The sequence below is a fragment of the Streptomyces sp. RerS4 genome, from assembly GCF_023515955.1.
Classification (GTDB): domain Bacteria; phylum Actinomycetota; class Actinomycetes; order Streptomycetales; family Streptomycetaceae; genus Streptomyces.
Map to the genome: position 1 here is coordinate 232,501 of NZ_CP097322.1, position 14,905 is coordinate 247,405.

Consider the following 14,905-nt stretch of genomic DNA (forward strand, 5'->3'; position numbering starts at 1 on the left):
CGGAGAGCACTCTGATGGTGAAGTCCCCGGCACAAGAAGCCGGAGAACCAGGCGAATCGGGGATGGTCGGGTAGCCCGGGGCGTCTCGGCCTCGGGCTACCCGACCATCAGCGACAGCGACCCTCACACGCGCTCAGCGAGGACGGGGTAATCGGTGTAGCCTTCCGCGCCGCCCCCGTAGAAGGAATCAGGGCGGTAGTCGTTCAGGGGCGCGTCGGTGCGCAGCCGGTGGACGAGGTCCGGGTTGGCGAGGAAGCCGCGGCCGTACGAGATCAGGTCGGCGCCTGCGGAGAGCAGGCGTTCACCGGCGCTCTTGCCGCCGTCGACAGGGAGCGGGTCGCCCCAGCCGAGCACCGGGTTGCCGATGAGCGTGCCCGGCCACGCCTTGCGGATCTGCTGGAACAAGGGGTTGTCCGCATCGGCGAAGACGACGTGCAGATACGTCGGTGACAGAGCGTCCAGACCGTCGACGAGTGCGGTGTAGATGTCCTCGCTGTCGCCTTCCTCAATGCCGTTCACACCCAGGCCGGGCGCGATCCGTACGCCCACCCGCTCCGCACCGATCGCCTCCACGACGGCTTCCACGACCTCCAGGGGGAAACGGGCGCGGTGGGCGGCCGAGCCCCCGTAGCTGTCGGCCCGCGTGTTGGTTCCCTTGGCCAGGAACTGGTGCAGCAGGAACCCGTTCGCAGCGTGCACCTCCACGCCGTCGAATCCCGCGTCGACCGCCCGGCGGGCCGCCACGGCGAAGTCCGCCACCGTTGCCTTGATGTCGTCGATACTCATCTCCCGTGGGACGACCGGCTCTTGCCGCCCCTTCTGCGTCGGAACCGGTTCGTCGAGGCGTACCGGCGACGGCGCCACGGGGACGAGACCGCTGTTGTCGGGATGACCGACCCGACCGCCATGCTGGAGCTGCACGAACATACGCCCGCCGGCGGCCCGTACCGCCTCCGTGACCTGGCGCCAGCCGACGACATGCGCGTCGTTGTGGAGCGCGGGAATGTCGGGGAACGTCTGCCCCACCTTGTTGGGCGTGGTGGCCTCCGCGATGATCAGCCCGGCCGTGGCCCGCTGCGCGTAGTACTCCGCCATGAGCGGGGTCGGCACACCGTCGCTCGTGGCACGGTTGCGCGTGAGCGGCGCCATGACCAGGCGGTTGGGAAGCTGCAGCGGGCCGAGCCTGGTGGGCTCGAACAAGCGCGATTCTTCAGGTGTCGCAGACATGATGGGTTCCCTTCAGGGCAGCGTGCATGACCCCTGCGGCAGGGGGACGTTGCTTCAGCGTTGTGGCCGAACAGCTTGATCAACTGTCGATCGGGGGCCCGCCAGGAACAAGACCTTTCCGTTCTAGGATCGGTGACCTGGACTCACCGGTGGGGGCTTGCATGGAGCGGTACGAGATCGAGGTCTTCCTCGCGCTGGCCGAGGAGCTGCATTTCCGGCGGACAGCGGAACGGCTCGGGCTGGCCCAGGGACGTACCAGCCAAGTCGTCAAGAAGCTGGAACGCCGCATCGGTGCGCCTCTTTTCGTCCGCACCAGCAGAAGCGTGGCGCTCACGGCCCTCGGCGTACAGTTCCGCGACGACCTGCTCCCCGGCCACCGGCAGATCCAGCACGCGGTGGCCCGTGCCGTCGAGGCCGCCCGGATGGGGACCAGTGTCTTGCGCGTCGGGTATTCGGGGGCCTTCGTGGCCAAGGTCCTCCTCCGAGCAGCGGACACGTTCGCCACCCGATTTCCCGGCTCACGGGTGGAGATCAAAGAGATCCAGATCGGCGATCCGTTCGGCCCGATTCGCGCGGGCCACGTGGACCTCCAGGTGACGGAGCGGCCTCTGGACGAGCCTGACCTCACGCCCGGCCCCGTGCTGCTGTCGAGGCCCCGAGTCCTCATGGTCCCGACGGGGCACGCCTTCGCCCGCCGCTCGTCACTGTCGCTGGAGGACCTCGCTGACACCGAGCTCGTGACCATCACCGGCCCCGTACCCCTGTACTGGCTGGACTACCACTTCCCCCGGTTCACACCACAGGGCAGACTCATCCCCCAAGGCCCAGCCGCAACGTATTGGCCGGAGGTCCTGCCCCTGATCTCCGCGGGTGCCGGAGTATCACCCGCAGCGGACATCGCCGAGCAGTATTACGCCCACCCCGGCGTCACCTGGGTCCCCTTCCACGACGCCGACCCGATCGAATACAGCTTCGTCTGGCGAACTTCCCATGTCACGGACCAGATGCGCGCGTTCGCGGAGACGTGCCTCGAACATGTCTGAGCGCATGGTGACCACGGGCTTTGACGGCGGCGATCTACCGGAGGAAAAAACCCAGCGTGAGCAGCCTCATCCCTCGTCGGCAGCGTCCTTGCCGCGCAGGGGTCGCATCCGCCAGGCAGGTCCGGAAGCTGGAAGGAGTACCGACCCAGCATGTTGATGTGGTTCCGGACGAACGGTGAGAGGCGCGCCACATCCTCGTCGCGGACGTTGAGGCCATCTGCACGGAGCTGGGTGAGCGCAGCGTCCATGTGGCGGGTATCGAAGAGGACCAGGGCGTTGAGGACCAGGCCGAGGGCGCCGATCCGGTCCTCCATGCCTTCCCGATAGCGCGGGTAGAGCTGCCCAGCCCGGCCGTGGAAGATCTTCCGCGCGAGCGCGTGACGGCCTTCCCGGAGGTTGGCCTGCACCTTGATCTGGCGGCGATGGCCGGGCTCGTCGGCCAGGCGCAGTATGTGCAGGGTCTTCGCGATCCGCCCGTAGTGGGCGATCGCGTCGCCAAGCGGGGTGGGCCGTCCGTCATGGGACAGCATCCGGATCACGTCGTAGGCGCGGACGGCCTGTTCACCCAGGCCCTCAGCGAGGCCGCGATCAGCCACAAACGCATCGGCCCTACCGCCCGCAGACCAACGGCAAGATCGAACGCTTCAACCGCACCCTGCTCGACGAGTGGGCCTGCCTACGGCCCTACACCTCGAACACAGAGCGAACCGAAGCCCTGGCAGACTTCCTCCACACCTACAACCACCACCGCTGCCACACCGCACTCGACGGACACTCACCCATCAGCCGCGTCAACAACCATGCGGGTCAAGACACCTAGCCCTGTCCGTTGAGCGGTGGACTTGTCGTGCCGTGCATCCGAGATGGCCGGCAGACCGGGGAACTACGCTGGCACCCCTTCTGACCGTCCAGGGAGCAGCGTGCCGCCGTCCTTCGTTCACCGGATCACCAAGTACGACCCCGCCGACCGCGACGAGCTCGGCCGCTACACCGGTGCAGAGGACACAGTCAGCGACCACGGGCCGGTCGAGGGGGCCTATCTGGCGGCGATCGCCGCCTTCGCCGAGGCGGCGGGTATCACCCGGCTGGCGATTCGCGAGCCCGCGGTCGCTGGATCCGTCCACTTCGGCGTGGAGCCGCCGGTGGAAGGGCACGGCCTCGGCGGTCTCTTCCCGCCCGATCTCACCGGCTACCACGACGGTGCCGATGTTTCCCTCCCGGTCGCTCTGGAGCTGGTCCGGGCCATGCTCCGCGACCAGGGCGCTTGGTGCCGGCTGGAGGTGCGGGATGTGTTCAGCGTGCACGTCGGATGGGACCAGTACGTGTACGTCGGCACCGACCGGCCCTGCGCGGACGCCGTGACCCGCACCCGGGAACTCGGCCTCTTCCCGGAGCCGGTGGCGGCCTCGCCCTACGCGGTGGAGCATGACGAGCCCGAAGTGACGGAGACCGCCGACGAGGACTTCTGGGCGCGCCTGCTGACGACGCTGGCCTCGCGGCAGACAGTGCTCCTGGAGGAGGGTTATGTCCGCAACGCAGCACGCTGGCACCGCCTCACCCCCGACAACCTCGACACGGTGCGCGCCGGTCTCAGCCCACGCGCTGTGCTGCACGTCTGGCCCGACCTGACCCCTGACGTCGGTGCGGTCCTCGCCACGCTGCCCAAGGAGGGATCCGCGGAATTCGTCTGGGAGGCACAGGACGGGACGATCAGCCACACGATCGTCGACGAATCCGAGTACCAGCAGCTCGCTGCCTTGGTGGCCGGCTCAAGAGCGGCCTGCACCCTGCCCGTGTACCTCGACGAACGCAACCCGTTGCTCTGCGCCGTCCTGCCCGACAGCGATGGGGTGCTGCGCGCCCGGTGGTGACCTGGTTAACGTCGGGCGGTCAGCCGTCACTGTGCATTGAAGTTGGTTGTGACCGCGCTTCCGTGATGGCTACGCCGGGATGAGGAGTCCGGCGCAGCGGAGGAGTCGATGGAGGTGCCCACAGGTTTCGGGCCGTTGCGCCTGTGGATGCCTGGCTGGCCTAGCGGGCTGGTCGCCTCGGCGTGGCCCAGGCGGTCGCGCCCCACAGGAGGCCCCAGACCAGGAAATAGGGCGACCAGAGCAGCAGATCCACGCGGGAGAGATGGTGCGCGATCTCGGTGTCGGGCGGCCCCACGTGCCGGGTGCCCGTCAGCACCATGGCGTCGCCGACGAAGCCGAAGCCCAGCGCGCCGCAGGCGCGCAGGACCATGAGGGCGCCGGTGATCCACATCGGCACGGTCAAGAGCCGGCGTGGCAGCACATGTCCCCAGGGCCGCACCGTGGCGAGCGCCGCCAAGGCGCCCAAGACGACCAGGCCGACCGATATCCAGTGTCCAGCGATCGTGCCGGGGGTTTGCGCGGCGAGCTCCTCACGGGCCGACCGGGGCAGAGGGGCGCTGGAGGTGAGCGCCGTGCCGCCCAGCGCCCAATAGAGTTTGAGCGTTCCGTAGCCGGCGAGGGTCCAGACACAGGTCGCGTAGGCGGCCCATCGGCGTACTGACAGGGTGCGGCGCGTGGGGGACCGCGTGTCCATGGCCTCCTTCATCCCGTGCCTCGCCCCGTCTTCACCGCGGCTGTGGTGTCCTGTCCCCGGCGGCGAGTGAAGATCCAGGCCATGGCCAGCCACAGGCACAGGCCCGCGGCGCCCTGCACTGCGGCCCACGCCGACCACCCACCGGGACCGGAGCCGAAAAGGACTTCCCGGGCCACGTGGAATTGGCCGGCGGCTGCCGGGGCGACCGTTCCCCACAGCCCGAGAAGCAGCAGCGGGCGCGGTACCAGGCCGCCCCATGGCCGTACGGCGGCGAGCGCGATGATGGCGGAGAGCAGGCCCAGTGAGGCCAGCGTCCACTGCGCGAGCGCGACATCGGAAGTGTTGGTGTACTGCGAGGCGGTCACCAGCGGTCCGCCGGGAATGCCCAGGCGTCCTTGGGTCGCGTAGTAGCCCTTCTCCCCCGCGTAGACCAGTTGGTCGACTGCGGACACGTACGCAGGCCAGGCCCATTTCAGAGGCACCACGGCCGGGCGGCACGCCGACCGCCACCGCCGGACGGCGTGTACCGCTGCCATCGCGTTCATGCGCGCGGCACCTGATTCGGATCAAGAGAGCTCGTCATATGTTCACGATCACGCTGCCACCCACGACAGGTCTTCGTACTCGAGAATGATCCACCTCCCCCACGCGGGGGAGGCCAGCGGAGAAGGCCTGACAGGGCTGACGACTGACGCCCTCACTATGTAGCCAGGGAAGAGAACCAGCGACTCAAGGCGGTGAGGTCCGGATTGCAGGGCCGTTCCGACGGGGGATCCCTCTGTTGTGAAGGTGGAGACGCTCGAAGATGTTCTCTTTCCGGGTCTGAACCTCGTGGTGCGGCAGGTCGTAGTCGCCGATGACAGTTTGATGGTCGACGCGGCGGGGTGCGGGCCGCCTGGTGGATGCCCCCAGTGCGAGCATCCTGCCGCGCGGGTGCACAGCCGGTACTGGCGTCACATAGCCGGGCTGCCCGTCGGTGGCCACAAGATGATCGTCCGCCTCCGGGTGCGTCGGTTCTTCTGCGATCAGAGCCACTGCCGACGTCGGACATTCGTGGAACAGGTGGCAGGCCTGACCGAGCCGCGGCGCCGTTCTTCGACGGCAGCGCGGTCGGCAACGAGGGCGGTCGCGGTGGAGCTCGGCGGCCGTCCGGGCCAGCGCCTCTGTGTGAAGTTACGACTCCACGGCCGGCGGACTGCCCTCCTGGGACAGCTGACGGCACCGCCCGTGCCGGCCCGAGCACCGCGGATACTCGGCATCGACGAGTTCGCGTTCCGAAGGGGACGGACCTACGGCACCGTCCTCGTCGACATCGACACCTCCAGGCCGGTGGACGTACTGCCTGATCGGGAGACCGCCACGGTCGCTGCCTGGCTCCTTGAGCACCCAGGCGCCGAGATAGTGTGCCGTGACCGTCTGATGGCATTCACCAAGGCCATCAGGCAGGCGGCCCTCGGCGTGCTGGAAGTAGCAGATCGCTGGCACCTCCTCCAGAACCTCTCGACGGCTGTGGAGAAGACCTGCCGCCGACACCGCGACTGTCTGCGCCAGCCAAGCTCCATGGACGCTGGCCAGGAGCCGGTGATCCCTGAGACACCGCTCCTGGACCGGGTCCGCCAACGCCACGCGGAAGTCAACGAACTGGCCGCCAGCGGCCTGTCGCTCAGCGCCATCGGCCGCCGGCTGCGACTGGACCGCAAGACGGTACGGCGTTACCGCAACCATGACCTGGAGGACCTCCTCGCCTCGGCACGAGACCGTGGCCACGGCGTCCTCGACCCGTTCATCGGTCACATACAGCACCGGTTCGACCAGGGCGCCACCAGCCCGATGCAGCTCTACCGCGAGGTGCTCGCCCTCGGTTACTCCGGCGGCTACCACGTCGTGCACCGCTACGTGACGACGATCCGGAAGGGCACTGCGATACCCGCCCGGGCAGTGACGCCCAGTCCTCGCACGATCACCTCATGGATCATGCGTCCCCAGGAGGGGCTCAGCCTTGCGGATACCGCGAGCCTGGAAGCCGCACGAACTGCCTGCCCCGAGATCGCCGCGGCCTGCGACCTCGCTCGGGAGTTCACGGACATGCTGCGACATCGCCGTGGCCACCTGCTCCGAGACTGGATCCAGAAGGCCGAACTGAGCGGCCCTGACGCCATCGGCGTCTTCGCCGACTCCGTCCGCCAGGACCTCCACGCCGTCGCCGCCGGGCTCACGCTGCCCTACAGCTCTGGCATCGTCGAGGGCCACGTCAACAGGATCAAAACGATCAAGCGGCAGGTGTACGGCAGAGCCTCATTCACCCTGCTGAGGGCCCGGATCCTCCTCCAGCCGTAGTCGTCACGGAAGAGCGGTCAGAACCTTGAAGTTGTCCAACAGGCCAGGTGTCGTGCTCAGTCGCGACAGCTGTGACCTATCGGCATCCTGACCTGCTCGAACGGGTCCCCGTCGCGGCCGGCACACCCATCCAGGACGGGCGGATGGTGGCGGTGAGCCGGACATCGCTCCCGGCAGACCTCGCGAACGCGCTCGAAGCCAACAAGTGCCTCACCGCACGGATCCGGCAGCTGGAGAAGCGCTTGTCGTCTCAGCTCGGCGAGAGCGTCTGGTCGGAATCTGGGCTCGGAGCCCCGGTCGACATCGACCAGCTTCAACGGCGCATCAACCTCCTAGAGGAGAACAGCCCCCGGGAACCCGACGTCCTGGCCGTCGCTCTGCTCGGCCTTCAGCGGCGAACCTGAACTCTGGCCATGCCGTCCGCGGCGAGACCACTCGGTTCAGCGATCGCACTACACCTGTCGCAAGCTACAGTCCCACCACGCGCCGCTGAGCTGCATCAACTCCCGCCATCACCGCACACAGCACTGCCCGACCCCAGAGAAGCCGCGTACGCCGGGTTGTGGGGCGTGAGCCAGACCTGGCCGTTCTCGCGGCGCAGGCGTTTGACCGTGGCCTCGCCGTCCCCCCGGCATGGCCGCCACTATGTCGCCGTGGTCGGCGGTTTCCTGGCGCCCGGCGGTGACGATGTCGCCGTCGCAGATGGCGGCCTCGATCATGCTGTCGCCCACGACCGGAAACCGACGAGTTCGCCGAAGCCACGGGACTCTGCCTGGGAACCGGCGGCGACTCTTCGCTCTTACCGAGAGTCCGGCGTGGGTTCGCTCGGTGTGGCGGAACCGGCGACCGCAAGGCACTGCCGGCTCAGGTAACCGGGCGTAGGCCGTCGAGGGTGACGACGACCAGGCGGGTCACAGCCGCCTGGGAAGTCAGGGCGGCCGCCGCGGTCAGGGCGTGAAGGCAGTACTGGGCGAGCTCGGCCGGTGGGACGTCGCCCCTCAGGTCACCGGCTTCGGCTGCTTCGGCGAGGAGGTGCTGGACCATGCCGTGCAGGTGCTGCTCAGCGTGGGTGACGTGCTCGCCCTGGTGCAGGAGGGCGGCGAGTTCACCGCCGTGCTGCTGTCGGGCGATGCCCGCGTACGCCTCCAGCACCGCCCTCACGCGTTCCATGGCGGTGCCGGTCTGGTCGCGGATGCCCGCGAGCTGCTGGAGATGGGCGGCGACCTGGCGCTCGTGCCAGGCCAGCAGCACCGCTTGGACGTCGGAGAAGTACTTGTACAGCGTCGCTCGACCGATGCCGGTCCGCTCGGCGATCTGGGACATGGTCACCGACCGCAGGCCGCCCTGGGCCACCAGCTTCGCGGTGGCGTCCAGGATGGCCTCGCGCACGGCGGCGCGGTGGGCGTCGATCGTCTCGTTCCACAGCTTCGGCACCCACTCAGGATACGGACGTCCACACGGCATACACTCAGTTTCAGATAGAGACAGAGTGTCTCGAAAAGTGGAGGCGTCATGGCAGGCTCACCGGACCGTCACGATGAGGACGGCGAGGGGGCGCCGCGCTGGGTGAAGGTCTCCGCGGCGGTCGCCGTCGTGCTGGTCGTGGTGTTCGTCATCGTGCACCTGGCCGGCGGCGGCATGGCGGGGCACGCGCCGTGACCCCGTTTTCCCCGAGGCTGCGCAAGCTCACGCTGACGCTCCATGTCACCTCCTCGGTCGGCTGGCTGGGCGCGGTCGCGGCCTTCCTCGCCCTGTCCGTCGCCGGGCTGACCAGCAGCTCACCCCAGACGGTGCGGGGCGCCTACCTGGCCATGGACGTGGTGGGCTGGTACGTGATCGTCCCGTTCAGCATCGCCTGCCTGATCACCGGCCTGGTGCAGTCGCTCGGGACGGTGTGGGGGCTGCTGCGGCACTACTGGGTGATCGCGAAACTGCTGATCACCGTGGTCGCGACACTTCTGCTGCTGGTCCACATGCAGCCGGTCGGCCACCTCGCGGACGCCGCCGCTCGGGCTGCGCTTGCGGGCGGCGAGCTCCAGGCCTTGCGCATCCAGCTGATCGCCGACGCGGCCGCCGCCCTGCTGGTCCTGCTGACGGCGGCCGCCCTGTCGGTGTTCAAGCCGCGCGGGGTGACCCGCTACGGGCGCCGCCGCCGGCCCGAGCAGTTCCCACAGCCGCGCTGAGCCCCGCCGCCGGGGGCCTGGCCTGCACGCAGGCAAAGGGCGCGCTGTCTCCGACCCGGCTGTCGTCTGACGGTTCTGACGGCGGAGGCAGGTCTGCTCAGTGCTGGTGTCCGTCGTCGTCGTGCCTGGGCTCCTTGCTCGGGTGGGTGGCGTTCGGAGAGGCGGGGGGCTGGGAGGGTGGATCAGTGGTGCCGTTGCCGTGGCCGCCCCGCGGCTTCGCCTTCCGGGCGGGGGCAGCTGACGGGCGAACGTCAGCCGAGGGCGCCGAGGAGTTCGTCGCACGCCTGCTCGCAGGAGCGGCAGGCTTCCGCGCAGATGCGGCAGTGCTCGTGCATGTCCGCGTGCCGTCCGCATTCGTCGGCGCACGACGCGCAGACCATGGCGCACGCCTTGAGGATCGCCGCGGTGATGTTGGCGTCGTAGCCGGTGTGCCGCGAGAGCACGGCGGCGGTGGCGGTGCAGATGTCGGCGCAGTCCATGTCGGTGCGGATGCATTTGGCGAGCTCGCCCACCATGCCCTCGGACAGGCAGGCATCCGCGCACGCGGTACACGTCTGCGCGCAGGCGATGCACTCCTCGATACAGTGCGTGAGCTTGGCCTGGTCGATGTCGCCGAGGTCGGCCGGGTGGGTGGCGAGCATGTCCTTGACGGTGCTGGACATCGTCGGTGCCTCCGTTCCCCGCGGCGCCGGCGGATCCGGAGCGGCCGCCATCGAAGCCCCCGGTACCTCCAGCCAACGCCCCCAGACGCGACCGCGCCCGGCAGCACCCGTGAAGGTGCAGCCGGGCGCGTTCGTCGAGCGGCCTGGGTCAGTGGTAGGCGTGAACGACGGCGTGGCCCTTGCCCCGGCCGATCATCCACTTGTTGACCGGCGTCGTGATCACGAAGGCCACGGCGAAGCCGCCCAGCAGCGCGGTCCAGAACAGCGCGTCCGACAGGTGGGCGTCCATCGCCCCGGGGGTCAGGGCGATGATGCCGTTGTCCACGAGCTCCATCACCGCGATCGAGACGGTGTCGGCGGCCAGCGCCACCTTGATCGCGGACTTCCAGTCCAGGCCGGCCCGGCGGACCGCGAACAGCGTGAACGAGTAGCCGAAGACGAACGCCAGGGTGATCGCCAGGATCATCGTCTCGACGTTGCCCCACAGCAGGGCGGTGCCGATGACCATGCCGAGGATCTCGCCGATCGCACATCCGGTCAGGCAGTGCAGCGTCGCTTTCGCGGCGGCCCCCCAGGTCACCGGGCCCATCTGGTGTCCGGCATGCTCCGCGTGCGCCTGGTGCGCAGTGTGGTCGTGTGTGGTGCTGGTGTGGTGCGCGCTGTGGTCCATGACCGTCATCCCCATTCCCGTCCAGTGTGACCCCGCTCCCGCGGACCCACATCACAACCATATACCCCCTAGGGGTATATGGCGAGAGGGTCGAGTGAAGCGGAAAGAGATGAGTACCGTCCGGCACCGGCGTGCGGTCAGGAGCGCCGCGAGCACTACTTCGTCGAAGTCGGCTCGTGCTGCTGCAGAGGCCGGACGAGCCGGCTCTTCTGCGGGAGACCGCGCAGAACCTGTGGCTGCACGGCCCGGACCGGGACGACATCGCCGCGGAGCTCACGCGGCGATCGAAGAGTTGGAAGATGAGCCCCGACCTGCGCGTGATCGTTTGCTCGCCGGACTCCCGGCGCGGGCACCGCGTCCGCTGCGACGGCGAGATCCTCGGCCGCACCGGCGGCCCCGGCGACACCTCTTCGAATTACTGTGCAGGGCCGGCCTGGGCCCCCGACGACGTCCGCCGGGACGACGGGCTACTGATCGAGTGGCGCGGTGGCGGGCCGGCCGCCTGGGGCCCGCCGAGCAGTAGAGCGCGCGGCTCGCTCTCTCTACCTCCGGCCCGCAATCGCTCGCCAGGGCGCTGCGGGCCCGTCCTGCACATGGGCGCCGGCCGACCGGTGGGCCGAGCGTCATTTCCTCTTCCATGGCCGGAGCTTCTCGGGGTTGAGCACGGCCCAGATCCGTCGGATGCCGCCGTCCGCGATATCGAACGCGTACACCGACACGACGGCGCCGTCCAGGTGGGCTGCCAGACCGGGCTGGCCGTTGACCGTGCACTCCCGGACCGCCAGTCGACCCGGGAGGGTCCGGTCGGCGAAGAAGCGGGCGATCTGCTCGGCGCCCTCGATCGGGCGTACCAGCGCCGTGACACGTCCGCCGCCGTCCCCGATGGCGGTGGCGGCGGGGTCGAGCAGGCCGATGAGGGCATTGATGTCTTTGGCCTGCCACGCCAGTTTGAACTCTTTGACGACACCGGCCCGCTGGGCCGTCGGCGACAAGGGAGCCCGCGAGGCGTCGACGCGGCGGCGGGCCGAGGACGCCAACTGGCGGCAGGCCGCCGGGGAGCGGCCGACGATGTCGGCCACCTCGGAGAAGGGATAGCGGAAAACGTCGTGGAGGATGAATGCCACGCGTTCCGCCGGGGTCATCGCCTCCAGTACGACGAGGAAGGCCATGCTGACCGACTCGTCGAGCGTGACGTGATCGGCCGGATCGGACGTGCTGCCGTCCATCGCACCGGCGGGCCACTCGGCGCGCGCGGGCAGCGGCTCGGGGACCCACTCCCCCACGTACTGCTCCCGCCGCGCCCTTGCCGAGCGAAGCACGTCGAGGCAGATACGCCCGGCGACCTTGGTCAGCCACCCCCCGGGGGACGCCACCGCCTCCTGCTGCCGCGGGGACATCGCGTACCAGCGGGCGTACGTCTCCTGAACGACGTCCTCGGCCTCGGCCAGGGAGCCCAGCATGCGGTAGGCGAGGTTGAGCAGCCGGCGGCGCTCACCCGTGAGGGCGCTGGGCATCGGGTCGAAACGGCCGTCCTGCGGCGCGGTCGAAGTGGACGTCATGGTCTTGCGGCTCCCTCGGTCGGATCTTCCCTCACCTCTTTGACGAGGCAGCGCCCCGAAATGTGAGATCGGCGCCCCGCCTCACATTCCGCCGGGCCGTTTCGTCGTACTGGACAACGGAACGCGACGGAAGCAAAGGGAGGTGCACCGGCATGGAGCGCGTAGACGTCGCGGCCATCTCCTGCAGCACCAGCGTCAGTGCGGTACGCACGCCCCGGCGCGAGCCACCGTCGAGGGCGCCGGGAGGGCTGCGTGCGCGTCCGGTCCACACAGCGGCCGAGACGGCTCCGCCGGAGACGAACGAAGCCCATCGCCCGGGGCCCGGCATCACCGGGGCGCCGCCGAGGTCATCGAGGCCGGGTAGGGCGACCTGGAGTGGGCGGACGCAGCTGTCCGCCTACAACAGCGCCAGGAGGCCAGGAATCCACCCGCCTGGCGATCCTGGAGGCCGCCCGCCACCAGGCCATCCGGGCCATCCGTGTCGTCGGCGGCGCCGCCGCGCTCAGGGCCGGCCGCGCCGCCTGACCCCATCCCGATACACACCCCAACCGAAGGAGTACGCGATGACCACCCACGAGATCCGGGCGCTCCTGGCGAGCCGCGCCGACGCCCAGGAGACGAAGGACATCGACCGGCTCATGTCCTTCTACGCTGCCGACGCCGTCTACTACGACGTCGTCCCCCCGCTGCGGTTCACCGGAACCGACGAGATCCGCCGCAACTTCCTGCGCTGGTTCGACGGATACGTCGGCCCGATCAGCCTGCAGACGCACGACCTCACCCTCGCGACCAACGGGGACACCGCGTTTGCGCACATGCTCCACCTGGACTCGGGAGAGCGCAAGGGCGGGCTCCAGGCCTCGATATGGGTGCGCGAGAGCGTCTGCCTGCGGCGGTCGAACGGAAGGTGGTCGATCACGCACGAACACGTCTCGATTCCGATCGACCCGAACACCATGCAGGTCTGGCTCCCGTCCGACAAGGACCAGCCCGCTTGATCCTCAGCCCGACCATCCGGGCCACGACCGGCCGGCTGCATGCCGGATGGGTGGTCTTCCCGGCCGCGGCGTGACAGGCCGAGGGCGGGAAGATCACGGCGCATGGCGATGCGGCGATATCGATCTCGGACAGGGCGTCTTGCAGGACATGACGTCGAAGGCGTGCACACATGAATGCACAGTGAGGAGCATCAACCATGATCACCAGCGGTTCGGGTTCCACTGCCATCCGTCGGGGGGAAGCGGGGAAGCCGCGCGGACGAGCGACGTTCCTGAGGTTCGCCGCGGCATCGCTTGCCGCGGTTGCGGTCGGGATGTGGTCGGTCGACAGCGCAAATGCCGGAACTCCGGAAAAGGGGCGTGTCGAGATTCTCGAAGTCAAGGTTCGCAACGATCAGTACACGGCAGCCGACCTCGGCCCTACGGGGCCGAGCTTGGGTGACATGGACGTGTACTCCGGCACCGCCATAAAGGATGGGCGGAGTGTCGGACGCGGGGGCGGATCCTGTCAGGTCATTCATGTCAAGGGCGAAGAACTCACGTCGCAGTGTCTGATCACGATGGAGGTCGAGCAGGGTTCTCTGACGATGCAGTCATTGTGGACGAAGGGAACAGCTTCGCTGGACATGGCCATCACCGGCGGTACGGGCGCTTACCGTAGCGCGAGGGGCATCGCCCGCTTCTGGGACATCGCGACGCCCGACGAGAGGGTGCGGCTCGAAATTCTGCGCTGAGGTCCGAACCGGCCGTCTGTCCGGTCCGGGAGGAGCGCGGCCACAACGTCCACTGCGTCGACGTGGCCGCAGGAGTTTCGGCCTCGGTCTCCTGTTGGATGAGCGGGGTGACACCGAGGGGGCCCGCGCCCGGTACCAGCGGGCCGCGGACGCCGGTGACTCCGTCGTCATGAACCTCGGGCTCCTGCTGGAGCGGCAGGGCGAGACCGAGCTGGCCCGAAGGTGGTGGCAGCACACCGCGGACGCCGGTGACCCGGGCCGCACACCGGCCGGCGGACGGCAAGACCGTCCGCCGGCTCTCGCGCGCACCGCCAGCCGCCCGTGCCAGGCGCGCGTACGAGAGCGTGGCGGCCTCGTCTTCCCCGTCGTCACTGCAACCCCGCCCGAAATCCCCTGTTTCATATGATGATTCACTCGTTTGCCTGATATTGCGTTGATCGAGGGTGACTTGCCTCCATCGGGGCATGTACACGGCGAGAGGCGCTGGGGCGCGCACAGCGTCCGGGCGTCGGCCGGGTAAGAAGCCCGGCATCGTGGCGGTGGCCTTGGTGCAAGCCTGTGGCCAGGGCCGTAACACAGCCGCTGCGGTTCGTCCTTCTGCACACGAAAAGGAAGACAGGTAATGCCTCACCAGGTCATACGAGGGAACGTCAGCGCTGACGGCACCCGCACCGCGGGCCGCGGCTTCAAGGTGCTTCACATGAGCACTGGCAAGTACGCCATCCTGTTCAATGGGAGTTCCCGGAGGTTCCGACCGTCACGGCCACCATGATGGGCGGCGACTGGAACTACGTGGACAACGTCCACGTGGCCGAGGTGACCACCGAGCAGGCCGTCATCGTCACCGGTGACTACTACGGCACGCCGTCCGACCGGCCATTCGGCTTCATCGCCGTTGACTGAGCCGCTTCGGTAGCTCATGGGCAG

The 14,905-nt window shown here is 68.9% G+C and carries 16 protein-coding genes and 3 pseudogenes; 10 read left to right on the forward strand and 9 right to left on the reverse strand.

The features are described from left to right. Nucleotides 1-123: 123 nt before the first annotated feature. The gene (locus M4D82_RS01190) at nucleotides 124-1,227 is read right to left on the reverse strand and encodes an alkene reductase (protein ID WP_249764199.1); all 1,104 of its coding nucleotides are present in this window, start codon (nucleotides 1,225-1,227) and stop codon (nucleotides 124-126) included. Nucleotides 1,228-1,388: 161 nt separating this feature from the next. Between M4D82_RS01190 and M4D82_RS01195 the strand changes: the two genes are divergently transcribed. Then, nucleotides 1,389-2,270 (forward strand): LysR family transcriptional regulator, encoded by an 882-nt coding sequence (locus M4D82_RS01195; RefSeq protein ID WP_249764200.1) that lies wholly within the window; start codon nucleotides 1,389-1,391, stop codon nucleotides 2,268-2,270. A 66-nt stretch (nucleotides 2,271-2,336) separates the two neighbouring features. Here the strand turns inward: M4D82_RS01195 and M4D82_RS01200 are convergent. Continuing rightward, nucleotides 2,337-2,827, reverse strand: a pseudogene (locus M4D82_RS01200) (Tn3 family transposase); the annotation flags it as partial. Nucleotides 2,828-2,874: 47 nt separating this feature from the next. On the opposite strand from M4D82_RS01200, the pseudogene M4D82_RS01205 reads away from it, so the two are divergent. Further along, a pseudogene (locus M4D82_RS01205) lies at nucleotides 2,875-3,090 on the forward strand (integrase core domain-containing protein); the annotation flags it as partial. Nucleotides 3,091-3,190: 100 nt separating this feature from the next. Next, nucleotides 3,191-4,141 carry an RNA-binding protein gene (locus tag M4D82_RS01210; RefSeq protein WP_249764201.1) on the forward strand — a complete coding sequence of 317 codons (951 nt, stop codon included), beginning with the start codon at nucleotides 3,191-3,193 and terminating at the stop codon, nucleotides 4,139-4,141. A gap of 160 nt (nucleotides 4,142-4,301) precedes the next feature. On the opposite strand, the gene M4D82_RS01215 is transcribed toward M4D82_RS01210, so the two are convergent. Continuing rightward, nucleotides 4,302-4,835, reverse strand: coding sequence for a DUF3995 domain-containing protein (locus tag M4D82_RS01215; RefSeq protein WP_249764202.1), 534 nt, complete (start codon nucleotides 4,833-4,835; stop codon nucleotides 4,302-4,304). Between the two features lie 8 nt (nucleotides 4,836-4,843). Continuing rightward, nucleotides 4,844-5,287 (reverse strand): hypothetical protein, encoded by a 444-nt coding sequence (locus M4D82_RS01220; protein ID WP_249764203.1) that lies wholly within the window; start codon nucleotides 5,285-5,287, stop codon nucleotides 4,844-4,846. A gap of 331 nt (nucleotides 5,288-5,618) precedes the next feature. On the opposite strand from M4D82_RS01220, the gene M4D82_RS01225 reads away from it, so the two are divergent. Both M4D82_RS01225 and M4D82_RS01230 read left to right on the forward strand, forming a co-directional pair. After that, nucleotides 5,619-7,172 carry an ISL3 family transposase gene (locus M4D82_RS01225; RefSeq protein ID WP_249764204.1) on the forward strand — a complete coding sequence of 518 codons (1,554 nt, stop codon included), beginning with the start codon at nucleotides 5,619-5,621 and terminating at the stop codon, nucleotides 7,170-7,172. Nucleotides 7,173-7,243: 71 nt separating this feature from the next. After that, entirely contained in the window at nucleotides 7,244-7,576 is a 333-nt protein-coding gene (locus M4D82_RS01230; protein ID WP_249764205.1) for a hypothetical protein, read from the forward strand. A 95-nt stretch (nucleotides 7,577-7,671) separates the two neighbouring features. Here M4D82_RS01230 and M4D82_RS01235 read toward each other — a convergent pair. Then, nucleotides 7,672-7,906 (reverse strand): annotated as a pseudogene (locus M4D82_RS01235) (LexA family protein); the annotation flags it as partial. 130 nt (nucleotides 7,907-8,036) lie between these two features. Then, nucleotides 8,037-8,606, reverse strand: coding sequence for a TetR/AcrR family transcriptional regulator (locus M4D82_RS01240; RefSeq protein WP_249764206.1), 570 nt, complete (start codon nucleotides 8,604-8,606; stop codon nucleotides 8,037-8,039). A gap of 78 nt (nucleotides 8,607-8,684) precedes the next feature. On the opposite strand from M4D82_RS01240, the gene M4D82_RS01245 reads away from it, so the two are divergent. Further along, nucleotides 8,685-8,831, forward strand: coding sequence for a hypothetical protein (locus M4D82_RS01245; RefSeq protein ID WP_249764207.1), 147 nt, complete (start codon nucleotides 8,685-8,687; stop codon nucleotides 8,829-8,831). Further along, nucleotides 8,828-9,355 (forward strand): hypothetical protein, encoded by a 528-nt coding sequence (locus M4D82_RS01250; RefSeq protein ID WP_249764208.1) that lies wholly within the window; start codon nucleotides 8,828-8,830, stop codon nucleotides 9,353-9,355. Before M4D82_RS01245 ends, M4D82_RS01250 begins: the two co-directional genes overlap by 4 nt. 251 nt (nucleotides 9,356-9,606) lie before the next feature. On the opposite strand, the gene M4D82_RS01255 is transcribed toward M4D82_RS01250, so the two are convergent. The 3 genes from M4D82_RS01255 to sigJ all read right to left on the reverse strand — a co-directional run bounded on the left by M4D82_RS01255 (nucleotide 9,607) and on the right by sigJ (nucleotide 12,246). Beyond that, nucleotides 9,607-10,017, reverse strand: coding sequence for a four-helix bundle copper-binding protein (locus M4D82_RS01255; protein WP_249764209.1), 411 nt, complete (start codon nucleotides 10,015-10,017; stop codon nucleotides 9,607-9,609). Between the two features lie 148 nt (nucleotides 10,018-10,165). Beyond that, entirely contained in the window at nucleotides 10,166-10,687 is a 522-nt protein-coding gene (locus tag M4D82_RS01260; RefSeq protein WP_502988848.1) for a DUF4396 domain-containing protein, read from the reverse strand. Between the two features lie 623 nt (nucleotides 10,688-11,310). Continuing rightward, nucleotides 11,311-12,246, reverse strand: a complete 936-nt coding sequence (gene sigJ / locus M4D82_RS01270; RefSeq protein WP_249764210.1) for an RNA polymerase sigma factor SigJ — start codon at nucleotides 12,244-12,246, stop codon at nucleotides 11,311-11,313. Nucleotides 12,247-12,809: 563 nt separating this feature from the next. Here sigJ and M4D82_RS01275 point away from each other — a divergent pair. From M4D82_RS01275 to M4D82_RS33970, 3 genes are all read left to right on the forward strand, one after another. Continuing rightward, the gene (locus M4D82_RS01275; protein ID WP_249764211.1) at nucleotides 12,810-13,244 is read left to right on the forward strand and encodes a YybH family protein; all 435 of its coding nucleotides are present in this window, start codon (nucleotides 12,810-12,812) and stop codon (nucleotides 13,242-13,244) included. Between the two features lie 197 nt (nucleotides 13,245-13,441). Further along, nucleotides 13,442-13,978, forward strand: a complete 537-nt coding sequence (locus tag M4D82_RS01280) for an allene oxide cyclase barrel-like domain-containing protein (protein ID WP_249764212.1) — start codon at nucleotides 13,442-13,444, stop codon at nucleotides 13,976-13,978. Nucleotides 13,979-14,746: 768 nt separating this feature from the next. After that, entirely contained in the window at nucleotides 14,747-14,881 is a 135-nt protein-coding gene (locus M4D82_RS33970) for a hypothetical protein (RefSeq protein ID WP_283844432.1), read from the forward strand. Nucleotides 14,882-14,905: the final 24 nt, after the last annotated feature.

Bases quoted from the DNA above. Each gene is read 5' to 3' on its own strand.
- M4D82_RS33970 (WP_283844432.1), top strand. From the start codon at position 14,747: ATGATGGGCGGCGACTGGAACTACGTGGACAACGTCCACGTGGCCGAG.
- M4D82_RS01195 (WP_249764200.1), top strand. From the start codon at position 1,389: ATGGAGCGGTACGAGATCGAGGTCTTCCTCGCGCTGGCCGAGGAGCTG.
- M4D82_RS01260 (WP_502988848.1), bottom strand. From the start codon at position 10,687: ATGGACCACAGCGCGCACCACACCAGCACCACACACGACCACACTGCG.
- M4D82_RS01190 (WP_249764199.1), bottom strand. From the start codon at position 1,227: ATGTCTGCGACACCTGAAGAATCGCGCTTGTTCGAGCCCACCAGGCTC.
- M4D82_RS01215 (WP_249764202.1), bottom strand. From the start codon at position 4,835: ATGGACACGCGGTCCCCCACGCGCCGCACCCTGTCAGTACGCCGATGG.
- M4D82_RS01245 (WP_249764207.1), top strand. From the start codon at position 8,685: ATGGCAGGCTCACCGGACCGTCACGATGAGGACGGCGAGGGGGCGCCG.
- sigJ (WP_249764210.1), bottom strand. From the start codon at position 12,246: ATGACGTCCACTTCGACCGCGCCGCAGGACGGCCGTTTCGACCCGATG.
- M4D82_RS01255 (WP_249764209.1), bottom strand. From the start codon at position 10,017: ATGTCCAGCACCGTCAAGGACATGCTCGCCACCCACCCGGCCGACCTC.
- M4D82_RS01275 (WP_249764211.1), top strand. From the start codon at position 12,810: ATGACCACCCACGAGATCCGGGCGCTCCTGGCGAGCCGCGCCGACGCC.
- M4D82_RS01280 (WP_249764212.1), top strand. From the start codon at position 13,442: ATGATCACCAGCGGTTCGGGTTCCACTGCCATCCGTCGGGGGGAAGCG.